Source organism: Pseudomonas sp. CFBP13508 (assembly GCF_005233515.1).
Taxonomy (GTDB): Bacteria; Pseudomonadota; Gammaproteobacteria; order Pseudomonadales; family Pseudomonadaceae; genus Aquipseudomonas; species Aquipseudomonas mercuritolerans.
The window spans coordinates 435,778-454,576 of sequence record NZ_QFZZ01000005.1 but is presented as its reverse complement, the minus strand read 5'-3'; the positions used below and the strand labels follow the sequence as shown (position 1 = coordinate 454,576).

Genomic DNA, 18,799 nt, shown 5'->3' with positions numbered 1-18,799 from the left:
ACTTCGTTTACGGAGTGCTCAAGTCAGGACTGCCATATGACCCGAAACTTGCGCTTGCCCGGTGAGGCTCAAGACGGTATCTACATCGGAATTTGCGTTTCCCTGTAGGAGCTGCCGCAGGCTGCGATCTTTTGATCTTAAGCGCGGAATTGTCCCAGGCTAGCCTTCAATTGCGCAGCCAGGCCATCCAGCACCTTGCCACTGGCCGTGGTCTCCACCACTGCCTGCGCCGCTTTCTCGGCCTGTGCATGAATCGTCTCGACCCGCCCACGCACTGCCTGTGCACCCTGCGCCTGATGCGCTGCTGCTTGCGTCGCCAGACCGATCGCCGCATGCACCTGCTCAACCGAAGCCTGCACCGACTGCTGCAACCGCGCACTGTCGCGCAACACCAGCAAACCTTCGCTGGCCTGCCGTCCGGCCTGACCAATCGCCTCGACCGCCTCACGTGCGCCCTGCTGCAGAGCGACGATGTGCGCTTGAATATCACCCGTCGAGCTCTGCGTTTTGCTCGCCAGCGCACGCACTTCATCGGCGACCACGGCGAAACCACGCCCGGTCTCACCGGCCCGCGCCGCCTCGATCGCAGCGTTCAACGCCAGCAGGTTGGTCTGTTCAGCGATGCCATGAATCACCGTCAACACCACCTCGATTTGCTCACTCTGCTGCGCCAGTCGCTCGATGACCTTCGCCCCGGTATCGACCTGCCCGGCCAGCGCTTCGATCAGGCTGCCGACCTTGGCGGAAGTACGAGTGTTCTCATCGGTGGCCTGACGAATATCGACAACCTGCTTGAGCGCCGCCTGCATCGCCTGACTTTCCGACTGCGCCTCGTCTGCCATTTGCGACAGCGCGCGAAGGCTTTCTGCAACTTCATCGCGCTGCATTCCGGCAGCGGCATCGGCGCCAGCGTTGCGCAAAGTCATCGCGCCGATTTCCACGCCAGTGCGCTGAGCGACATCGCCGGCCTCGCGTACGATCGGCTGCAACTTGTCGACGAAGCGATTGACCGCCGCCGCCATGTCGCCGATTTCATCCTTGCTGTTGATCTGCACACGCTTGGTCAGATCGCCCTCGCCTGCCGCCAGATCGTCCATCGCCGCGTTGAGCATTTTCAGGCGATTGACTACACGATGACCGAGGACCACCGCCAGCAACAGCAACACGCCGCAACCGACCAGCGCCAGGCCAAGGCCGATACGCCAGCGCAGTGTCGCGGCAGCGTCTTGAACGGTTTGTGCGGTGTTGGCTTTCATTTCACCAGCGGTGCCCTGCGCCGATTGCAGGCGCGCCTGCATTGCCTTGGCGCTGTCCGCCGCTGCGCCTTTGAGGCTGTCGCCGACCAATTGATCGCTGCTGGCAATCAGCGCGAGGAAGCGCTTGTCGAGCTCGGCCAGATCGGTTTCCACCGAGGCCGTGGACACGCCCATCAGCACTTTGCCGATTTCCACGCCATTGGGATTGATCGAGGCCTCGAGGTAGTAGACCGAAGGATCATTCTTCGCCGCATCCAGCACCTTATCCAGCGCACGCTCGCCCTGACCCTTTTCCAGCAAGGCCTTGTTGATCGGGTTTTCACGGTTGAGATAACGGGTCAGGTGCTGGCCGGTGGCGTCGTCATACACCACGAACAGCACGTTGGGGTTGCGCTGGGCGCGACGAGCGAACTCCGACAGCGTCGGCACGTCGCTGTCCCACATCGCACGCGGCGCTACGGATGCAAGCAACTGCGCCATGTCGTTGGCCGAATCCTTCAGATCCTTTTCCAGCGTCGCCCGCAGTTGCGCCTGCTCATCTTTGAGGCGTGTGGACAGGCCAGCCGTGAGGCGCTGACGAGTACTGGCTGACAGCGCATCAAGACTCGAAGTGACTTCACGCCCGGCCTGCTCCAGCTCACCGGAGAGTTTCTGGCTGTCGGCACCCAGGCGCACGGCCAGATCGGCTTCCAGCGCGGTCACCGTGCTCCGCGTCAGGGCAACCGCCACCAACACCTGCACCAAAAGGGCGATACCAAGGGTAACGAACACCGGCCGCAACAAACGGCTTTGTAACAGTGAGAGAACGGCTGACACTTTAAATCCCTCTACTTCTGACGCCATTAATTTGATGGCACTCTTGTAGACAGATTCACAGCAAAGGTCATGCCGTCCAACAGGCATAAACGACAAAGGCCCCGATTAAGGGGCCTTTGTTTTTTACATCAACGACTTATCAAGCGAACGGATGACGCAGAACGATGGTTTCGTTGCGGTCCGGGCCCGTCGAAATAATGTCGATCGGCGCGCCGATCAACTCTTCAACGCGTTTGATGTAGGCACGAGCATTGGCCGGCAGCTCTTCCAGGGTCTTGGCACCCACGGTCGATTCGCTCCAGCCCGGCACTTCTTCGTACACAGGCTGCAGGCCGACATAGCTGTCAGCGTCGGTCGGCGCAACGGCGTTGCCCTGCGCATCTTTATAGCCAACGCAGATGTTGATGGTTTCCAAACCGTCGAGTACGTCCAGCTTGGTCAGGCAGATGCCCGAGATGCTGTTCACATCGATAGCGCGACGCAGGATGACGGCGTCGAACCAGCCGCAACGACGGGCACGGCCGGTGGTGGCGCCGAACTCATGGCCTTGCTTGGCCAGGTGTGCACCGACGTCATCGAACAGCTCGGTCGGGAACGGGCCGGAACCCACGCGAGTGGTGTAGGCCTTGGTGATGCCCAGGATGTAATCGAGGAACATCGGACCAACGCCCGAACCGGTCGCCACGCCACCAGCGGTGGTATTGGAGCTGGTCACGTACGGGTAGGTGCCGTGGTCGATGTCGAGCAACGAACCTTGCGCGCCTTCGAACATGATGTCCTTGCCGGCACGACGCAGGTCGTGCAGCTCGGCGGTCACGTCGAGCATCAGCGGCTTGAGCAGCTCAGCGTATTCCTTGCACTCGGCCAGGGTCTTTTCGAATTCGATGGCCGGCTCTTTGTAGTAACCGACCAGCATGAAGTTGTGGTAATCCACCAGTTCACGCAGTTTGTCTTCGAAGCGCGGCATGTTCAGCAGGTCGCCGACACGCAGGCCACGACGGGCAACTTTATCTTCGTAAGCCGGGCCGATGCCGCGACCGGTAGTACCGATCTTCAGCTCGCCACGGGCCTTTTCACGGGCCTGGTCCAGCGCAACGTGGAAGGACAGGATCAGCGGGCAGGACGGGCTGATACGCAGGCGCTCGCGCACCGGTACGCCTTTCTCTTCCAGCTTGGTGATCTCGCGCAGCAGGGCGTCAGGCGCAACCACCACGCCGTTGCCGATCAGGCACTGTACGCCTTCGCGCAGCACGCCCGAAGGAATCAGGTGCAAGACGGTTTTCTCGCCGTCGATCACCAGCGTGTGACCCGCGTTGTGGCCACCCTGGTAGCGCACTACGGCGGCAGCATGTTCGGTCAGCAGATCAACGATCTTGCCTTTGCCCTCATCACCCCACTGGGTGCCCAGGACTACGACATTCTTACCCATAACACTTGTCCTCATTCGCGCAAACTTGGTGCCGGCGATGGCCGGCAGGAAAACTCAAGAAGCCAGTGGCGATACTTGCCAAAGCCCGTTCTGCTGAATCAATTGCCGGTCGCAGTCCGCATCACGGGCGGCGGCCAAAGGTTGTCCAGGCAAGGCCTGAACGACACGCTGACCCTCACTGCGCAACTGGCAAACCTGCTGCCAGAGTGCCGCATCCGTACTGTCAGGCATCCAGATACCGCCAGACGGTAGCTCGATCTCAGCACGCCCCAGGGTCACCAGGGTTTTCAAATCGGTAGAGAAACCAGTCGCCGGACGGGCGCGACCGAAGTCGGCGCCGATGTCATCGTAACGACCGCCCTGAGCGATGGACTGGCCAACGCCGGGCACGAACACCGCGAACACCACGCCAGTGTGGTAGTGATAGCCGCGCAGTTCGCCGAGGTCGAAATACAGCGGCAGCTGCGGGAAACGCACGGACAGACGCTCGGCGATCGCCAGCAGATCTTCCAGCGCCGCCAGCACCGGCGCCGGCGCATTGGCCAGACGCTCGCGGGCAGCGCTCAACACTTCCCGGCCGCCGCACAGATCAACCAGTGCGCGCAGCATGCCCGACAGGTCGGCCGGCAGGCCTTCGGTCAGGGTAATCACTTCATCGATGGCCTTGCGCTGCAGCGCGTCGAACAACTGCTGCTCGACTTCACCGGACAGACCGGCGGCGCGCGCCAGACCACGATAGATGCCGACATGCCCGAGGTCCATGTGCACATCCGGCACGTCGGCCAGTTGCAGCATGGCCAGCATCAGGCTGATGACTTCGACGTCACTGCTCGGACTGGCGTCGCCGTACAGCTCGGCGCCCAGCTGGATCGGGCTGCGCGAGGACGACAATGCACGCGGCTGGGCGTGCAGCACGCTGCCGGCGTAGCACAGACGGCTTGGGCCTTCGCGACGCAGGGTGTGCGCATCGATGCGCGCGACCTGCGGCGTGATGTCGGCTCGGAAACCCATCTGCCGGCCCGATTGCGGGTCGATGACCTTGAAGGTACGCAGATCCAGGTCCTGGCCCGCGCCGGTCAGCAGGGATTCCAGGTACTCGATATGGGGAGTCACGACAAACTCGTAACCCCAGCTCTGGAACAGATCCAACACCTGACGACGCGCGACTTCAATGCGCGCCGCCTCCGGTGGCAGTACTTCTTCGATGCCATCTGGCAGCAGCCAGCGGTCTACCGTTGCCATTACGCCATTCCCCTTTGATCCGGGCGGCCAGCACGAGGGCGAGCCTTGAGTGAAGCAGAAAATGACCGGGGCGTTCAAAACGCACGCGCATGAACGACGCAGCGAAAGGCCTTACCGGCTTCGCCCATCACTTTCCTCGAAAAACGCTCGGGCCGTACAAACCCGAAGCCTGCAACAAAAACAGCAATCAAACGTGCAGACGCAAAAAAGCCGGGAATTTCCCGGCTGCCGCATCATACACACGTTTTCCGAAAGGATCACCCCGCCCGAGGTTTTAGCCGCCGGGCGGACTGATTCAGGTCAACGTCGTATCAAGGTTTGGCTTTTTCCAGATAACGGAAAAAGTCGCTGCTTGGGTCGAGGACCAGGACGTCGGATTTGTTCGCGAAGCTTTCACGGTAGGCACGCAGGCTACGGTAGAAACCGTAGAACTCCTGATCCTGGCCGTAGGCCTTGGAGTAGATCGCAGCAGCCTGGGCGTCACCGTCACCGCGAACCTCTTCGGATTCACGATAGGCTTCGGCCAGCAGCACGCGGCGTTGACGATCGGCGTCGGCACGGATGCCTTCGGCCAGCTCGTTACCCTTGGCGCGGTGCTCGCGAGCTTCACGCTCACGCTCGGTGCTCATACGTTCGAACACGCTGCGGTTCACTTCCTTCGGCAGATCGATGGCCTTGACCCGGACATCGACCACTTCGATACCCAGCTCTTTTTCCGCCATCTTGTTCAGCGACGCAGTGATGTCAGCCATCAGCGCGTCACGCTCACCCGACACCACTTCGTGCAGGGTGCGCTTGCCGAACTGGTCACGCAGGCCCGATTCGAGACGACGGGACAAACGCTCGTCGGCGATCTGCTTCAGACCCGAAGTCGCGGTGTAGAAGCGCTCGGCATCTTTGACCCGCCACTTGGCGTAGGCATCGACCATTACGGCTTTCTTTTCCAGAGTCAGGAAGCGTTGCGTCGGTGCATCCAGCGTCAGCAGACGCGCGTCGAATTTGCGCACCTGGTTGACGTAAGGCACTTTCACATGCAGACCCGGCTGGACATCGGCCTGAACCACACGACCGAATTGCAGCAGCACCGCGCGCTCGGTCTGAGCGACGATGTAGAAGCAATTCCAGCCCACCAGTACCACAACGACGCCAACGATCAGGGCGATCAGCGATTTATTGCTCATCAGCGGGTCTCCCTTGTACGCGTCTGCGGCACGTCGGTGACATGCGGCGTGACGTCCGTGTTGTTGCTGGCGGCCGAACCGGTCACCGGTGCATTACCCGAACTGTTCTGGATCATCTTGTCCAACGGCAGGTAGAGCAGATTGCTCTGGCCGTTCTTGTTGCCGGTCACGAGGACCTTGCTGGTGTTGCTGAAGACTTCCTGCATGGTGTCCAGGTACAGACGCTCGCGTGTGACTTCAGGTGCCTTGCGATACTCGGCGACCAGTTTGGTAAAGCGATCGGCCTCACCCTTGGCGCGCGAGATGGTCTCGTCGCGATAACCGTTGGCATCTTCGATGATGCGCTGGGCCTGACCACGGGCTTCCGGCACCACGCCGTTGGCGTAGGTTTCGGCCTGGTTGCGCGAACGCTGCTCGTCTTCACGGGCGCGGATCACGTCATCGAAGGCTTCCTGTACTTCACGCGGTGCCGCTGCGCTCTGTACGTTGACCTGGGTGACGGTGATACCGGTGCGATAGGTATCGAGGAAACGTTGCAGACGCTCCTTGATTTCGCTGGCCATCAATTCACGACCTTCAGTCAGCACCTGGTCCATGGCGGTGGAACCGACCACGTGACGCAGCGCACTTTCAGTCGCGTGCTGCAGGCTGATTTCCGGCTGATCGACGTTCAGCACGAAGTCCTGCAGGTTGCTGATCTTGTACTGCACGGTCAGCGGCACTTCGACGATGTTCTCGTCTTCAGTCAGCATCTGGCCCTGCTTGGTGTACGCACGCTCACGCGTCACGTTCTCCATGTACTTCTTGTCGATCGGCGGGAAGTAGATGTTCAGGCCCGGGCCGACAGTCTCGTAGTACTTGCCGAAGCGCAGCACCACGGCTTGCTCCTGCTCGTCCACCACGTAGACCGCGCTGTACAGCCAGACAGCCGCCAGCACCACCAGGCCGATGCCGAGCAGACCGCCGAAGCCGCCACTGCTGCGCCCCGATCCGCCGCCGTCATCACCGCGTTTCTTACCACCACCGAACAACCCGTTCAGGCTTTCCTGCAGCTTTCGGAAGGCCTCGTCGAGATCCGGTGGTCCCTTGCGGTCGCCGTTATTGCGGCGCTTGCCACGCCAGGGATCCTGATTATTCGAGTTGCCACCCGGCTCATTCCAAGCCATAGCGCTCTCCATCTGATAAAGCAAAGACGCACCCACGGCGCGCCGACCAATGCTACAGAATGCCTGCCGTTGCGGCACAACCGCTTTGTCAGGCTTTTATTGCAAAGTGTGTTGCTCGATGAATTCCATCGGCTGCAATCCTTCGCGGCTTACCAATCGATTCAGCTCGATCCGGGGCAAACGAACGGCCAGCAGGCTGACACCTTCTTCATCGTATTCTTCTTTCTGCACCGCACCGAGTTCGAAGAACTGCGCACGCAGTCGAGCGAAGCGTTGCGGCAAGCGCAAGGTACCGACGAACAGATCACTGCCGAGCAACTCGGCGATGGCCTGTTCAAGCAACTCCAGACCGCTACCATCACGCGCCGAGAGCCAGACCCGTTGCGGCTTGCCATCGGCATCGCGCTGGATCTGCGGCTCGACGCCCTCAAGCAAATCGAGTTTGTTATAGACCTCGAGGATCGGCAAGTCCTGGGCACCAATCTCGCCCAGCACCACCATTACCTGCTCGATCTGCAACATGCGATCCGGTTCGGCCGCATCGATCACGTGCAGCAGCAGGTCGGAATTGCTCGACTCTTCGAGCGTAGACCGAAATGCCTCGACCAGCTTGTGCGGCAGGTGACGAATGAACCCCACGGTGTCGGCGAGGACAATCGGACCGAGGTCGTCAAGCTCCAGCCGGCGCAGGGTCGGGTCGAGTGTGGCGAACAGTTGATCGGCCGCGTACACGTCGGATTTCGTCACGTTGTTGAAGAGTGTCGACTTGCCGGCGTTGGTGTATCCCACCAGCGAAACGGTCGGGATATCCGCGCGGGACCGGCCACGGCGCGACTGCTCGCGCTGACTGCGCACCTTCTCCAGCCGCCCCTTGATCTGGCGCAGGCGAACCCGCAGCAGACGGCGGTCGGTTTCCAGCTGGGTTTCACCCGGACCGCGCATACCGATACCGCCACCCTGACGCTCAAGGTGAGTCCAGCCGCGAACCAGGCGCGTGCTCATGTGGTCAAGCTGGGCCAGTTCGACCTGCAGCTTGCCCTCATGGGTACGGGCGCGTTGGGCAAAAATATCGAGAATCAGCCCGGTACGGTCAATCACGCGACACTCGAAAACACGTTCGAGGTTGCGTTCCTGACTGGGCGTGAGGATGTGATTGAAAATCACCAGATCGGCTTCTTCAGCCTTGACCAGGTCGCGCAGTTCTTCGACCTTGCCGCTGCCGATCAGATATTTGGCGGTTGGCCGATGACGCGGCACGTTAAAAAACGCGACGGTCTCGGCGCCAGCCGAATTTGCCAACTCCTGAAACTCCTGCGGATCTTCGCGCGCCTCAGGGTCCTGTCCATCCAAGTGAACGAGGATGACTCGTTCACCACCACCGTGGCGCTCAAAGAACAAAGGAGACTCCTATCAGGCGTTACCCGGCGCTGCATCGGCATCGCCCTGTTCGTTTTCGGTTGCGCTAGGCAGACGAATTGGACGAACCGGCACGACGGTCGAGATAGCGTGTTTGTAGACCATCTGGCTTACGGTGTTTTTCAGCAGGATCACGAACTGGTCGAACGACTCGATCGTCCCTTGCAGCTTGATACCGTTGACCAAGTAGATGGAAACCCCGACTTTCTCTTTACGTAAAGTGTTCAGGTAAGGGTCTTGTAGCGAATGCCCTTTTGACATGTGCCGCACTCCTTTAAGGATTCAATAATGAAAAACAGGTGAATTCAGATGGCTTCGGCCGTCACACCCCCAAGGATAGACGGCAATTGCAAGGACTCAGCTCAATATGGAGATGGTCCCAAGGTATTTCAAGGCGCGTGGCAGATTGTCGCAATCAAGACTGTCCAGCCAGTGCAAATCGTCCCAGCTGCGCAGCCAGGTAAACTGGCGTTTGGCCAATTGGCGCGTGGCGATGATGCCCCGCTCCTGCATCTGGGCCAATGTCAGCTTGCCGTCCAGGTAATCCCAGACTTGGCGGTAGCCTACCGCACGTATAGACGGCAACCCCGAATGCAGGTCACTTCTCTTACGCAGGGCTACGACCTCGTCGATGAATCCCTGTTCCAACATCTTTGTGAATCTTTGTTCAATTCGCTGGTGCAGAACCTGGCGATTCGCCGGAGCAATGGCCAGGTTCGCGACAGTATAGGGCAATTGTTGGCGTCCCGAAGCGGCTGCTTCAGTACTTTGCGCAGATTGTTGCTCGCGCAGGGCGGTCATGCTCTGCCCGCTGACTCGATACACTTCCAGCGCCCGACTCAAGCGCTGCGGGTCATTGGGATGAATGCGCGCCGCCGACACCGGATCGATTTGCGCCAGTTGATCGTGCAGGGCTTGCCAGCCGAGGCGTGCAGCTTCTTCCTCGATCTGCGCACGGACCTCGGGATCGGCCGCCGGCATGTCCGCCAGACCTTCGACCAGAGCCTTGTAATAGAGCATGGTGCCGCCGACCAGCAGCGGGATCTTTCCTCGCCCAGTGATCTCGGCCATGGCCTGCAACGCGTCGCGACGAAAATCGGCAGCGGAATACGCTTCAGCAGGATCGAGAATGTCGATCAGCCGGTGCGGATATTCGGCGAGCAGTTCTTTCGAAGGTTTGGCCGTGCCGATGTCCATGCCGCGGTAGACCAGCGCCGAATCGACACTGATCAATTCGCACGGCAGCACCTTGGTCAGCTCGATGGCCAGATCGGTCTTGCCCGCAGCGGTCGGGCCCATCAGGAAAATCGCTGGAGGAAGCTGGCTCATCAACGACCGCGCAGGAACAGTTTGTCCAGATCGTCCAGGCCCAACTGGGTCCAGGTCGGTCGGCCATGGTTGCATTGACCGCTGCGCTCGGTGTTTTCCATGTCGCGCAGCAGGCCGTTCATTTCCGGCAGGGCCAGACGCCGGTTGGCGCGGATCGCGCCGTGGCAGGCCATGGTGCCGAGCAGTTCGTTGAGGTGCGCCTGGATACGATCGCTGGTGCCGTATTCCATCAGATCAGAGAGCACGTCGCCGACCAGTCGATTGGCTTCGGCTTGCTTGAGCAAGGCGGGAATCTGCCGGATCGCCAGGGTTTCCGGCCCCAGCCGCTGCAATTCAAAACCAAGACGCTGAAACCACGCGGCGTGTTCTTCAGCACAATCGGCCTCGCGCTGACTCACGGCCAGCGACTCCGGCACCAGCAACGGCTGGCCACTGAGACCTTCGCTGGCCATGGCGATTTTCAGGCGCTCATACATGATTCGCTCGTGCGCGGCATGCATGTCCACCAGCACCAGGCCATGGGCGTTCTCGGACAAAATATAGATGCCCTTGAGCTGCGCCAGTGCATAGCCGAGCGGCGGGATATCTTCCTGACCGGTCGGCAGCGCGCTGGCATTGGCTTCAGGCAGCGGCGCGAAGAACTCCTTGTAAGCAGCTTGCGCCTCGGCAGCGGGCACCACCGATTGCGGACGCGGCGTGTATTGATACTGATAAGCGCCGCCAGCGCTGGCACCAGACGCAGTGTTGAACGCCGGTTGCGCCTGCGGCTGCTCCAGCAGCGCATTGGCGGCCAGACGCATCTCGCCTTGCGGGCCGAACTCACCCGCCTCGATGCCAGTTGGCCGAACAATCGCCGTGGTGACCGAGCCGGCCAGTTGATCTTCCGGACGCACATCGCCCAACGCGCGGTGCAGCGTGCCATACAGGAAATCGTGGACCATGCGCCCGTCACGGAAGCGCACTTCGTGCTTGGTCGGGTGCACGTTGACATCTACCGCCGCCGGATCGACCTCGAAAAACAGCGCGAAGGTCGGGTGCCGGCCATTGAACAGCACATCGCGATAAGCCTGACGCACCGCGTGGGCGACCAGTTTGTCGCGCACTGCCCGACCGTTCACAAAGAAATACTGCAAGTCAGCCTGGCTACGGTTGAAGGTCGGCAAACCGACCCAGCCCCACAGATGCAAGCCATTGCGTTCGATCTCGATCGGCAACGCCTGCTCAAGAAAACCCGAACCGCAGATCGCCGCCACCCGCCTTGCGCGGGCTGCATCATCGTGGGCCTCGTGCAGGCTGAGGATGGTCTTGCCGTTGTGGCGCAGATGAAAAGCCACGTCGAAGCGCGCCAGCGCCAGACGCTTGATCACTTCTTGCAGGTGATCGAATTCGGTTTTTTCGGTCTTGAGGAATTTACGCCGGGCCGGAGTGTTGAAGAACAGGTCGCGGACTTCCACCGAAGTGCCGACCGGATGCGCCGCCGGCTGCACGCGCGGCGCCATGTCCCGGCCTTCAGTCTCGACCTGCCAGGCCTGGTCGGCATCGCGGGTACGCGAGGTCAGGGTCAGACGCGCCACGGAGCTGATCGACGCCAGCGCCTCGCCCCGGAAACCCAGGCTCATCACCTGTTCGAGGTCTTCGAGGTTGCGAATCTTGCTGGTGGCGTGACGAGCCAGGGCCAGCGGCAGGTCATCGGCGGAGATGCCGCTGCCGTCGTCGCGCACGCGCAGCAACTTGACGCCGCCCTGCTCGACATCGACGTCAATACGCTTGGCGCCAGAGTCGAGGCTGTTTTCCAGCAGCTCCTTGATCACCGAAGCCGGGCGCTCAACCACCTCTCCGGCGGCGATCTGGTTCGCCAGCCGTGGGCTGAGCAGCTCGATGCGCGCCGTGTTCATTACCTGGTTCATTCTTTCGACGCCAGTTCGGTGCCGGGAATGGTCAGGTGCTGACCGACTTTCAACTCGTCACTTTTCAGGTTATTGGCAGCACGCAAGGTGGCCGGCGAAACCTGATAGCGCACGCCGATCATCGCCAGGGTTTCACCCGGGCCGACACGGTGGTCGCGCGGGCCTTGGGCAATCTTGCCGGAATCACGCAGCCAGGCGATGTAGGTGCCCGGTGGCGGATTCTGCTGGAAGAACTGGCGCACGCCGCTGCTGATCGAACGGGCCAGCGCCTGCTGATGGCTCGACGCGGACAGTTTGTTCGCTTCGTTGGCGTTGGAAATGAAGCCGGTTTCGACCAGGATCGACGGGATGTCCGGCGACTTCAGTACCATGAAGCCGGCCTGTTCCACGCGCTGTTTATGCAGCGGCGTGACGCGACCGATGTTGGTCAGCACCTTTTGCCCGACATTGAGGCTGGAAGTCAGCGACGCGGTCATCGACAGGTCGAGCAGCACGCCGGCGAGCATGCGGTCCTTGTCATCAAGGCTGACGTTGCCGGCACCGCCGATCAGGTCGGAACGGTTTTCACTGTCGGCCAGCCAACGGGCGGTTTCGGACGTAGCGCCACGATCGGACAGGGCGAACACCGAAGCACCGAACGCGGCTGCGGACGGCGCGGCGTCGGCGTGGATCGAGACGAACAGGTCGGCGCCCTTCTTGCGTGCGATTTCGGTTCGCCCGCGCAATGGAATGAAGTAGTCGCCGGTACGGGTCAGCTCGGCGCGGAAGCCTTTCATGCCGTTGACCTGACGCTGCAACTCGCGAGCGATCTGCAGTACCACGTCTTTCTCACGCTGGCCGCGCGAACCGGACGCGCCCGGGTCTTCACCACCGTGGCCGGCGTCGATCACCACAATGATGTCGCGCTTGCCGGCCGGGGCTGGCGGCAACTTGATCGCCGGCTCAGTCGGGGTAACCGGCACTGCCGGCACAGTCGCCACCGACGGCGTCGGGGCCGGCGGCGGCGCGGCATCGGCCGGGTTGTCGAACAGATCGACCACCAGACGGTTGCCGTACTGCGCGTTCGGCGCCAGCGAGAAGCTTTTCGGGGTGACGGCTTTTTTCAGGTCGATGACCACGCGCAGGTCGGTCGGTGTGCGCTGAGCCGAGCGCATCGCAGTGATCGGCGTGTTCGCGGTCTGCACGTTCAACGGCGCGCCGAGGGTGGCGCCGTTTATGTCGATGACCAGCCGGTCCGGGGCTGTCAGGGTGAAAACGCTGTGCTGCACCGGGCCGCTGAGGTCAAAGACCAGTCGCGTGTTGTCCGGCGCCCGCCACAGGCGCACGCTGTTGACCTTTGAATCGGCCACAGCGTTGACGGTTACTGCCATCAACATCAGTCCAGCGGCAGCCACCAACGCGCGAAAGCGCATACCAAACCCCATCATTTAATTGGATTCCAATGCCAAAGCGGCACACCAGGCCTCGCCACGCGAGCCCTGGGCTAAAATTTTCAGCGAACGCCCGCTGTCTTGCGGGCCAATGGTAATGGTCAGGTCAGGCTTTGGCAAAAAGCCTGCACCTTTATCGGGCCACTCGATCAGGCACAGGGCATCGTCTTCGAAGTAGTCGCGGATACCGAGAAACTCCAGTTCCTCGGGATCGACCAGGCGATAGAGGTCGAAGTGGAAGGCACGAATGTCACCGATCTCGTAGGGCTCGACCAATGTGAAGGTCGGACTTTTTACCGCGCCAACATGCCCCAAACCGCGAATGATGCCCCGCGACAGCGTGGTTTTGCCCATACCCAGATTGCCTTCGAGAAAAATCAGGCCATGGCCCTGGGTGACGCGGGCGATCCGTGCGCCAAAGTCGCTCATCGCCTGTTCATCGGCCAGGTACAGGGTTACTTCAGACACGGTGCTTGCTCCTCCAACAACTGACGAATGGCTGGAATCAGATCACTGGCCGCCAGCCCACGGCCGAATTTGCCTTGTTGCATACCCGCGTTGGCATGCAGCCAGACGGCCAGGCATGCCGCATCGAACGCGTCCATGCCTTGGGCCAGCAATGCGCCGGCCAGACCGGCCAGCACATCGCCGAGCCCGCCCGTGGCCATCGCCGGATGGCCCTGATGACAGAGGGCCAGACGCCCGTCTGGATGGGCGATCAGACTGCCGGCACCTTTCAGAACCACTACCGCTGAATACTTTTTGCTCAACGCCAGAGCAGCGGCCGGGCGATCGGCCTGCACCTCGGTGGTGCTGACGCCAAGCAAGCGCGCCGCTTCACCCGGATGCGGGGTGATCACGCAATCCTTGGGCAACTGGACAAATCCGCTGGCCAGCAGGTTCAACGCGTCAGCGTCCCACACTTGCGGCAACGTGGCATTGGCGGCTGCCGACAATAGGGCACGGCCCCAACTGGCCTGACCGAGTCCCGGCCCGACCACCAATACCGAAACCTTTTCCAGCAGACCCATCAGTTGATTGGCTGACGAGGTGCCGAGAGCCATCGCCTCCGGCACGCGGGTTAGCGCCGCAGGGACATGTTCGGGACGGGTCGCCAGCGAGACCATGCCCGCGCCGCCGCGCAAGGCCATTTCCGTGCTGAGCAGAATCGCCCCGCCGAAACCATGATCGCCACCGATCAGCAGCACATGGCCAAAGCGGCCCTTGTGCGAGGTCGCCGCGCGCGGCGCAAGTGCTGGAAGATTAGCGGCGCTCAGGCGTTGAGCGCAGACGGGAATGTCACTGAAAATTTCGTCGGTGGCTTGCAAGTCGTTGAACACCAGTTCGCCGATATGATCCGCCGCATCGCCGGTCAACAGCCCGACCTTCATACCAATGAATGTCACCGTGAGATCGGCGCGGACCGCGACACCCAGTTCACGCCCGGTATCGGCACATAGCCCGGAAGGAATATCGACCGCCGCTACCGGCAAACCGCAGGCGTTGATCGCCTTGATCGCCGATGCATAGGGCTCACGCACTTCGCCGCTCAGGCCTGTGCCGAGCAAGGCATCGAGGACGACACCGTGCAGCTCGCTTTGCGCCTGCCAGCCTTGCACCACAACACCTGCGGCCACCGATTCGACATGGGCCAGCGCGGCATCACCCTGCAAACGCTGCGGATCGCCGACGGCGAGAACGCGCACCATCCAACCGGCCCGCAGCGCCAGCCCGGCCACCAGATAACCGTCGCCAGCGTTGTTGCCGTGCCCGGCGAGCACGGTCAGTTCGTTCGCTGCCGGCCACTTGCGCACCAGTGCGCGCCACGTCGCGCGGGCGGCGCGTTGCATCAATTCGAAGCCCGGCGTGCCGGCGGCGATCAGCCGCGCGTCGAGTTCGCGCACCTGCGCGGCGCGGTACAGCGCGTCGGGTAATTCATCTTTCGTCTGCGGCATGCGTCTTCGGGCTCCGATGTCTGGCAGAATTATACGCACCTCAGCTCCGGTTTCTCTCGCCTCATGTCCGCCATCACCACAGACCTGCCCGCCCTCGCCCAATCGATCAAGGATTGGGGCCGCGAGCTGGGCTTCCAGCAAGTCGGCATCAGCGGTCTGGACCTGGCCGAACACGAGCAGCATCTACAGCGCTGGCTTGAGGCCGGCTATCACGGCGAAATGGACTACATGGGCGCCCATGGCAGCAAACGCTCGCACCCCGACGAACTGGTGCCGGGCACGTTGCGCGTGGTTTCCCTGCGCATGGACTACTTGCCGGGCGATACCGAAATGGCCAAACGCCTGGCTGAACCGGAAAAGGCTTACGTGTCGCGCTATGCCTTGGGCCGCGATTACCACAAATTGATCCGTAAACGTGTTCAACAATTGGCCGACAGGATCCAGGCAGAGATCGGCCCGTTCGGTTTTCGTGCCTTTGTCGACAGCGCGCCGGTGCTGGAAAAAGCCATCGCCGAACAGGCCGGGCTGGGCTGGATCGGTAAAAACACCCTGGTCCTCAACCGCAAGGCCGGCAGTTATTTCTTCCTCAGCGAGCTGTTCGTCGATCTGCCGCTACCGGTGGACGAGCCGCATAGCAGCGAACATTGCGGGCGCTGCACCGCGTGTCTGGATATCTGCCCGACCAACGCTTTTGTCGGCCCGTACGTGCTGGACGCCCGACGCTGCATTTCCTACCTGACCATCGAACTGAAAACCGCGATTCCCGAAGAATTGCGGCCATTGATAGGCAATCGGGTGTTTGGCTGCGATGACTGCCAGATCGTCTGCCCGTGGAACCGTTTCGCCAAGCCTTCCGGGGAAAGCGATTTCAAGCCACGGCACAACCTCGACAATGCCGAACTGGCGGAGTTGTTTTTGTGGGATGAAGATAAGTTTTTGAGCAGCACCGAAGGTTCGCCGTTGCGGCGGGCGGGATATGAGCGCTGGTTGAGGAATCTGGCGGTGGGCCTGGGCAATGCGCCTTCAACGATTGTGGTGCTGGAAGCGTTGAAGGCGCGACGGGATTATCCTTCCGATCTGGTGCAGGAACACGTCGAGTGGGCGCTCAGGCAGCATGCCGAGCGTCAGGGCGCGTCGTTGTAGACAAACTTGGGCATTTCCCAATGAAAACGGATCGCCAGCAGGCGTAGCAAGAACCCACCGAACAGCGTGATCAGAATCGCCTGCTCGCCTGGCACGTTCAGGTACAGGCAAAGCATGTAGCACCACGCAGCGGCAAACGAAACGCTGGCGTAAAGCTCACGACGAAAGATCAGCGGAATGTCGTTGCAGAAGATGTCACGAAGGATGCCGCCGAACACCCCGGTAATGACGCCGCTGACAGATGCCACCAGCATGCCGTGGCCCATCTCCAGAGCGGTCATGCAACCGATCAAGGTGAATGCCACCAGGCCCACCGCGTCGAGTACCAGAAACAACGAGCGCAGGTGGCGCATCCAGCGTGCGGTGAACACGGTAAACATTGCCGCCACCGACGTCAGCACCAGGTATTCCGGGTGCTTGACCCAAGTCAGCGGGTAGTGCCCGAGCAACACGTCGCGCACTGAACCGCCACCGAGCGCGGTGATGCAGGCGATCAGCACCACGCCAAACCAGTCCATGCCGCGTCGCCCGGCAGACAGCGCGCCAGTCATGGCTTCGGCGGTGATGGCGATCAGATAGAGCATCAGCAACATGATGGCAGTCCAGGCAGGAAGGCGCGCAGTCTAGCCATTTCGGTGCCGCACCAGAAGAGGGCGCCTCAGCAAACACAACTCCCTGCAGGAGCCGCCGAAGGCTGCGATCTTTTAGTTTTGCTTTTTAAGGTGCAAAACCAAGATCAAAAGATCGCAGCCTGCGGTAGCTCCTACACAGGGATCGCGTCAGAACTTGATGAAGTGCTTGCGGTAGTGCTGCAGCTCGGCGATCGATTCGCGGATGTCGTCCAGCGCCAGGTGGGTGCTGCCCTTCTTGAAGCTGTCGCGCACGTCCGGCGCCCAGCGCGCGGCCAGCTCCTTGAGCGTGGAGACGTCGAGGTTGCGATAGTGGAAGTAGCTTTCCAGCGCCTTCATGTGGGTATAAAGGAAGCGGCGGTCCTGGCAGATGCTGTTGCCGCAGATCGGCGATTTGCCCTTCGGCACCCACTTTTCCAGGAAGGCGATGGTCTCAGCTTCTGCCTCAGCCATGCTGATGCGGCTGTCGCGTACACGCTGGGTCAGGCCGGAATTGCCGTGGGTGCGGGTGTTCCACTCGTCCATGCGCGCGAGCACTTCGTCGCTGTGATGGATGGCGATCACCGGGCCTTCGGCCAATGTATTCAGCTCACTGTCGGTGACGATGGTGGCCATTTCGATGATGACGTCGTTGTCCGGGTCCAGACCGGTCATTTCCAGGTCGATCCAGATCAGGTTCTGCGGGTTTTGCATATTCGGGCTCCTAGGCAATGCTGCGCAGTTTAGCCTAGGCCGGTGGCCGGGCGTGCTAAACTCGCGGCCGTTTTACCTAATCGCTGCATTCTTCAGACGGAACACCCATGGCCAAACGCCAACTCAATCGTCGTCAAAACTGGCGCATCGAAAAGATCCAGGGCGAGCGCGCCGCACGCGCCGCCAAACGCGAGTCCTCGGCGGTCGAAGCCCTCGAGGGCGGCGACCTTGGCCCAGAGCAACACGGCCTGGTGATCGCCCACTTCGGCGTGCAGGTCGAAGTCGAAGCCGTTGACGGCGAACTCGCCGGTCAAGTGTTCCGCTGCCACTTGCGCGCCAACCTGCCAGCGCTGGTCACCGGCGACAAAGTCGTCTGGCGCGCCGGCAACCAGGGCATTGGCGTGATCGTCGCGCAACTGCCGCGCAGCACCGAGCTGTGCCGCCCCGACAGCCGTGGTCAGCTCAAGCCGGTTGCCGCCAACGTCGACATGATCGTCATCGTTTTCGCGCCGCTGCCCGAGCCTCACGCCAACCTGATCGACCGCTATCTGGTCGCCGCCGAACATGCCGGCATCCGCCCGCTTCTGCTGCTGAACAAATTCGACCTGATCGACGAGCAGAACGCCCCGGCGCTGAACGCGTTGCTGGCGGTGTATCGCACGCTGGGTTATCCGGTGCTGGAAGTCTCGGCTCACCACGGCGATGGCATGGAGCAGCTGCAAAAGCAGCTCGACGGGCGCATCAGCGTATTCGTTGGTCAGTCCGGCGTCGGCAAGTCGTCGCTGGTCAACAGCCTGCTGCCGGAAGTCGAAACCCGCGTCGGGCCGTTGTCCGAGCTATCCGGTCAGGGCACGCACACCACCACCACCGCGCGCCTGTTCCACTTCCCTGGCGGCGGCGAACTGATCGACTCCCCGGGCATCCGCGAATTCGGTCTGGGCCATGTCAGCCGCGCCGACGTCGAAGCCGGTTTCATCGAGTTCGACGACCTGCTTGGCACCTGCCGTTTCCGTGACTGCAAGCACGATCGCGAACCGGGTTGTGCGCTGCTCAAGGCACTCGAAGACGGACGCATCCAGCAGCAGCGGATGAACAGCTATCGCTCGATCATCGCCAGCCTGCCTGAAAACGGCTATTAAACAGTCACGCCGGCGGCCCTGCACTATGGGCCGTTGGCTGTCGTACTGCATCTGACTCACGCCTCTCG

16 protein-coding genes are annotated in these 18,799 nt (G+C 61.5%); 2 read left to right on the top strand and 14 right to left on the bottom strand.

The genetic code is table 11. The annotated features are described in order from the left end of the window. Positions 1-137: 137 nt before the first annotated feature. From PspCFBP13508_RS17210 to PspCFBP13508_RS17155, 12 genes are all read right to left on the bottom strand, one after another. Positions 138-2,072, bottom strand: a complete 1,935-nt coding sequence (locus tag PspCFBP13508_RS17210) for a methyl-accepting chemotaxis protein (protein WP_137215202.1) — start codon at positions 2,070-2,072, stop codon at positions 138-140. A 139-nt stretch (positions 2,073-2,211) separates the two neighbouring features. Then, positions 2,212-3,501, bottom strand: coding sequence for an adenylosuccinate synthase (locus PspCFBP13508_RS17205; RefSeq protein ID WP_039756860.1), 1,290 nt, complete (start codon positions 3,499-3,501; stop codon positions 2,212-2,214). A 54-nt stretch (positions 3,502-3,555) separates the two neighbouring features. Then, complete coding sequence (locus tag PspCFBP13508_RS17200; protein ID WP_016771944.1) at positions 3,556-4,743, bottom strand: ATP phosphoribosyltransferase regulatory subunit; 1,188 nt, start codon at positions 4,741-4,743, stop codon at positions 3,556-3,558. Between the two features lie 311 nt (positions 4,744-5,054). Next, a complete protein-coding gene (hflC, locus tag PspCFBP13508_RS17195; RefSeq protein WP_016771945.1) occupies positions 5,055-5,924 on the bottom strand; it encodes a protease modulator HflC in 870 nt (289 codons plus the stop codon). Next, positions 5,924-7,090, bottom strand: a complete 1,167-nt coding sequence (hflK, locus tag PspCFBP13508_RS17190; RefSeq protein ID WP_137215201.1) for an FtsH protease activity modulator HflK — start codon at positions 7,088-7,090, stop codon at positions 5,924-5,926. The genes hflC and hflK overlap by 1 nt, the downstream gene beginning before the upstream one ends. A gap of 96 nt (positions 7,091-7,186) precedes the next feature. Further along, complete coding sequence (gene hflX, locus PspCFBP13508_RS17185; protein ID WP_042607805.1) at positions 7,187-8,488, bottom strand: ribosome rescue GTPase HflX; 1,302 nt, start codon at positions 8,486-8,488, stop codon at positions 7,187-7,189. Positions 8,489-8,500: 12 nt separating this feature from the next. Further along, positions 8,501-8,767: an RNA chaperone Hfq gene (hfq, locus tag PspCFBP13508_RS17180; RefSeq protein ID WP_016771947.1), complete on the bottom strand. Its 267-nt coding sequence runs from the start codon at positions 8,765-8,767 to the stop codon at positions 8,501-8,503. 96 nt (positions 8,768-8,863) lie between these two features. Beyond that, positions 8,864-9,835 carry a tRNA (adenosine(37)-N6)-dimethylallyltransferase MiaA gene (gene miaA / locus PspCFBP13508_RS17175; protein WP_137215200.1) on the bottom strand — a complete coding sequence of 324 codons (972 nt, stop codon included), beginning with the start codon at positions 9,833-9,835 and terminating at the stop codon, positions 8,864-8,866. Continuing rightward, on the bottom strand, positions 9,835-11,742 hold the full coding sequence (gene mutL, locus PspCFBP13508_RS17170) for a DNA mismatch repair endonuclease MutL (protein WP_137215199.1): 1,908 nt from the start codon (positions 11,740-11,742) through the stop codon (positions 9,835-9,837). The genes miaA and mutL overlap by 1 nt, the downstream gene beginning before the upstream one ends. Beyond that, on the bottom strand, positions 11,739-13,169 hold the full coding sequence (locus PspCFBP13508_RS17165; RefSeq protein WP_024011366.1) for an N-acetylmuramoyl-L-alanine amidase: 1,431 nt from the start codon (positions 13,167-13,169) through the stop codon (positions 11,739-11,741). Before PspCFBP13508_RS17165 ends, mutL begins: the two co-directional genes overlap by 4 nt. Beyond that, positions 13,170-13,640, bottom strand: a complete 471-nt coding sequence (gene tsaE, locus PspCFBP13508_RS17160) for a tRNA (adenosine(37)-N6)-threonylcarbamoyltransferase complex ATPase subunit type 1 TsaE (RefSeq protein ID WP_130910048.1) — start codon at positions 13,638-13,640, stop codon at positions 13,170-13,172. Next, positions 13,628-15,127: an NAD(P)H-hydrate dehydratase gene (locus PspCFBP13508_RS17155; protein WP_137215198.1), complete on the bottom strand. Its 1,500-nt coding sequence runs from the start codon at positions 15,125-15,127 to the stop codon at positions 13,628-13,630. Before PspCFBP13508_RS17155 ends, tsaE begins: the two co-directional genes overlap by 13 nt. 63 nt (positions 15,128-15,190) lie before the next feature. On the opposite strand from PspCFBP13508_RS17155, the gene queG reads away from it, so the two are divergent. Beyond that, positions 15,191-16,270: a tRNA epoxyqueuosine(34) reductase QueG gene (gene queG, locus PspCFBP13508_RS17150; protein ID WP_137215197.1), complete on the top strand. Its 1,080-nt coding sequence runs from the start codon at positions 15,191-15,193 to the stop codon at positions 16,268-16,270. Here the strand turns inward: queG and PspCFBP13508_RS17145 are convergent. Both PspCFBP13508_RS17145 and orn read right to left on the bottom strand, forming a co-directional pair. Next, positions 16,252-16,866, bottom strand: a complete 615-nt coding sequence (locus PspCFBP13508_RS17145) for a trimeric intracellular cation channel family protein (protein WP_178081165.1) — start codon at positions 16,864-16,866, stop codon at positions 16,252-16,254. The genes queG and PspCFBP13508_RS17145 overlap by 19 nt on opposite strands. 183 nt (positions 16,867-17,049) lie before the next feature. Continuing rightward, positions 17,050-17,592: an oligoribonuclease gene (orn, locus tag PspCFBP13508_RS17140; RefSeq protein ID WP_016771957.1), complete on the bottom strand. Its 543-nt coding sequence runs from the start codon at positions 17,590-17,592 to the stop codon at positions 17,050-17,052. A gap of 107 nt (positions 17,593-17,699) precedes the next feature. Between orn and rsgA the strand changes: the two genes are divergently transcribed. Continuing rightward, the gene (gene rsgA / locus PspCFBP13508_RS17135; protein WP_024011360.1) at positions 17,700-18,731 is read left to right on the top strand and encodes a small ribosomal subunit biogenesis GTPase RsgA; all 1,032 of its coding nucleotides are present in this window, start codon (positions 17,700-17,702) and stop codon (positions 18,729-18,731) included. Positions 18,732-18,799 lie beyond the last annotated feature (68 nt).

Bases quoted from the DNA above. Each gene is read 5' to 3' on its own strand.
- rsgA (WP_024011360.1), top strand. From the start codon at position 17,700: ATGGCCAAACGCCAACTCAATCGTCGTCAAAACTGGCGCATCGAAAAG.
- miaA (WP_137215200.1), bottom strand. From the start codon at position 9,835: ATGAGCCAGCTTCCTCCAGCGATTTTCCTGATGGGCCCGACCGCTGCG.
- PspCFBP13508_RS17155 (WP_137215198.1), bottom strand. From the start codon at position 15,127: ATGCCGCAGACGAAAGATGAATTACCCGACGCGCTGTACCGCGCCGCG.
- hfq (WP_016771947.1), bottom strand. From the start codon at position 8,767: ATGTCAAAAGGGCATTCGCTACAAGACCCTTACCTGAACACTTTACGT.
- PspCFBP13508_RS17205 (WP_039756860.1), bottom strand. From the start codon at position 3,501: ATGGGTAAGAATGTCGTAGTCCTGGGCACCCAGTGGGGTGATGAGGGC.
- mutL (WP_137215199.1), bottom strand. From the start codon at position 11,742: ATGAACCAGGTAATGAACACGGCGCGCATCGAGCTGCTCAGCCCACGG.
- PspCFBP13508_RS17200 (WP_016771944.1), bottom strand. From the start codon at position 4,743: ATGGCAACGGTAGACCGCTGGCTGCTGCCAGATGGCATCGAAGAAGTA.
- hflC (WP_016771945.1), bottom strand. From the start codon at position 5,924: ATGAGCAATAAATCGCTGATCGCCCTGATCGTTGGCGTCGTTGTGGTA.
- orn (WP_016771957.1), bottom strand. From the start codon at position 17,592: ATGCAAAACCCGCAGAACCTGATCTGGATCGACCTGGAAATGACCGGT.
- hflK (WP_137215201.1), bottom strand. From the start codon at position 7,090: ATGGCTTGGAATGAGCCGGGTGGCAACTCGAATAATCAGGATCCCTGG.
- PspCFBP13508_RS17165 (WP_024011366.1), bottom strand. From the start codon at position 13,169: ATGATGGGGTTTGGTATGCGCTTTCGCGCGTTGGTGGCTGCCGCTGGA.
- queG (WP_137215197.1), top strand. From the start codon at position 15,191: ATGTCCGCCATCACCACAGACCTGCCCGCCCTCGCCCAATCGATCAAG.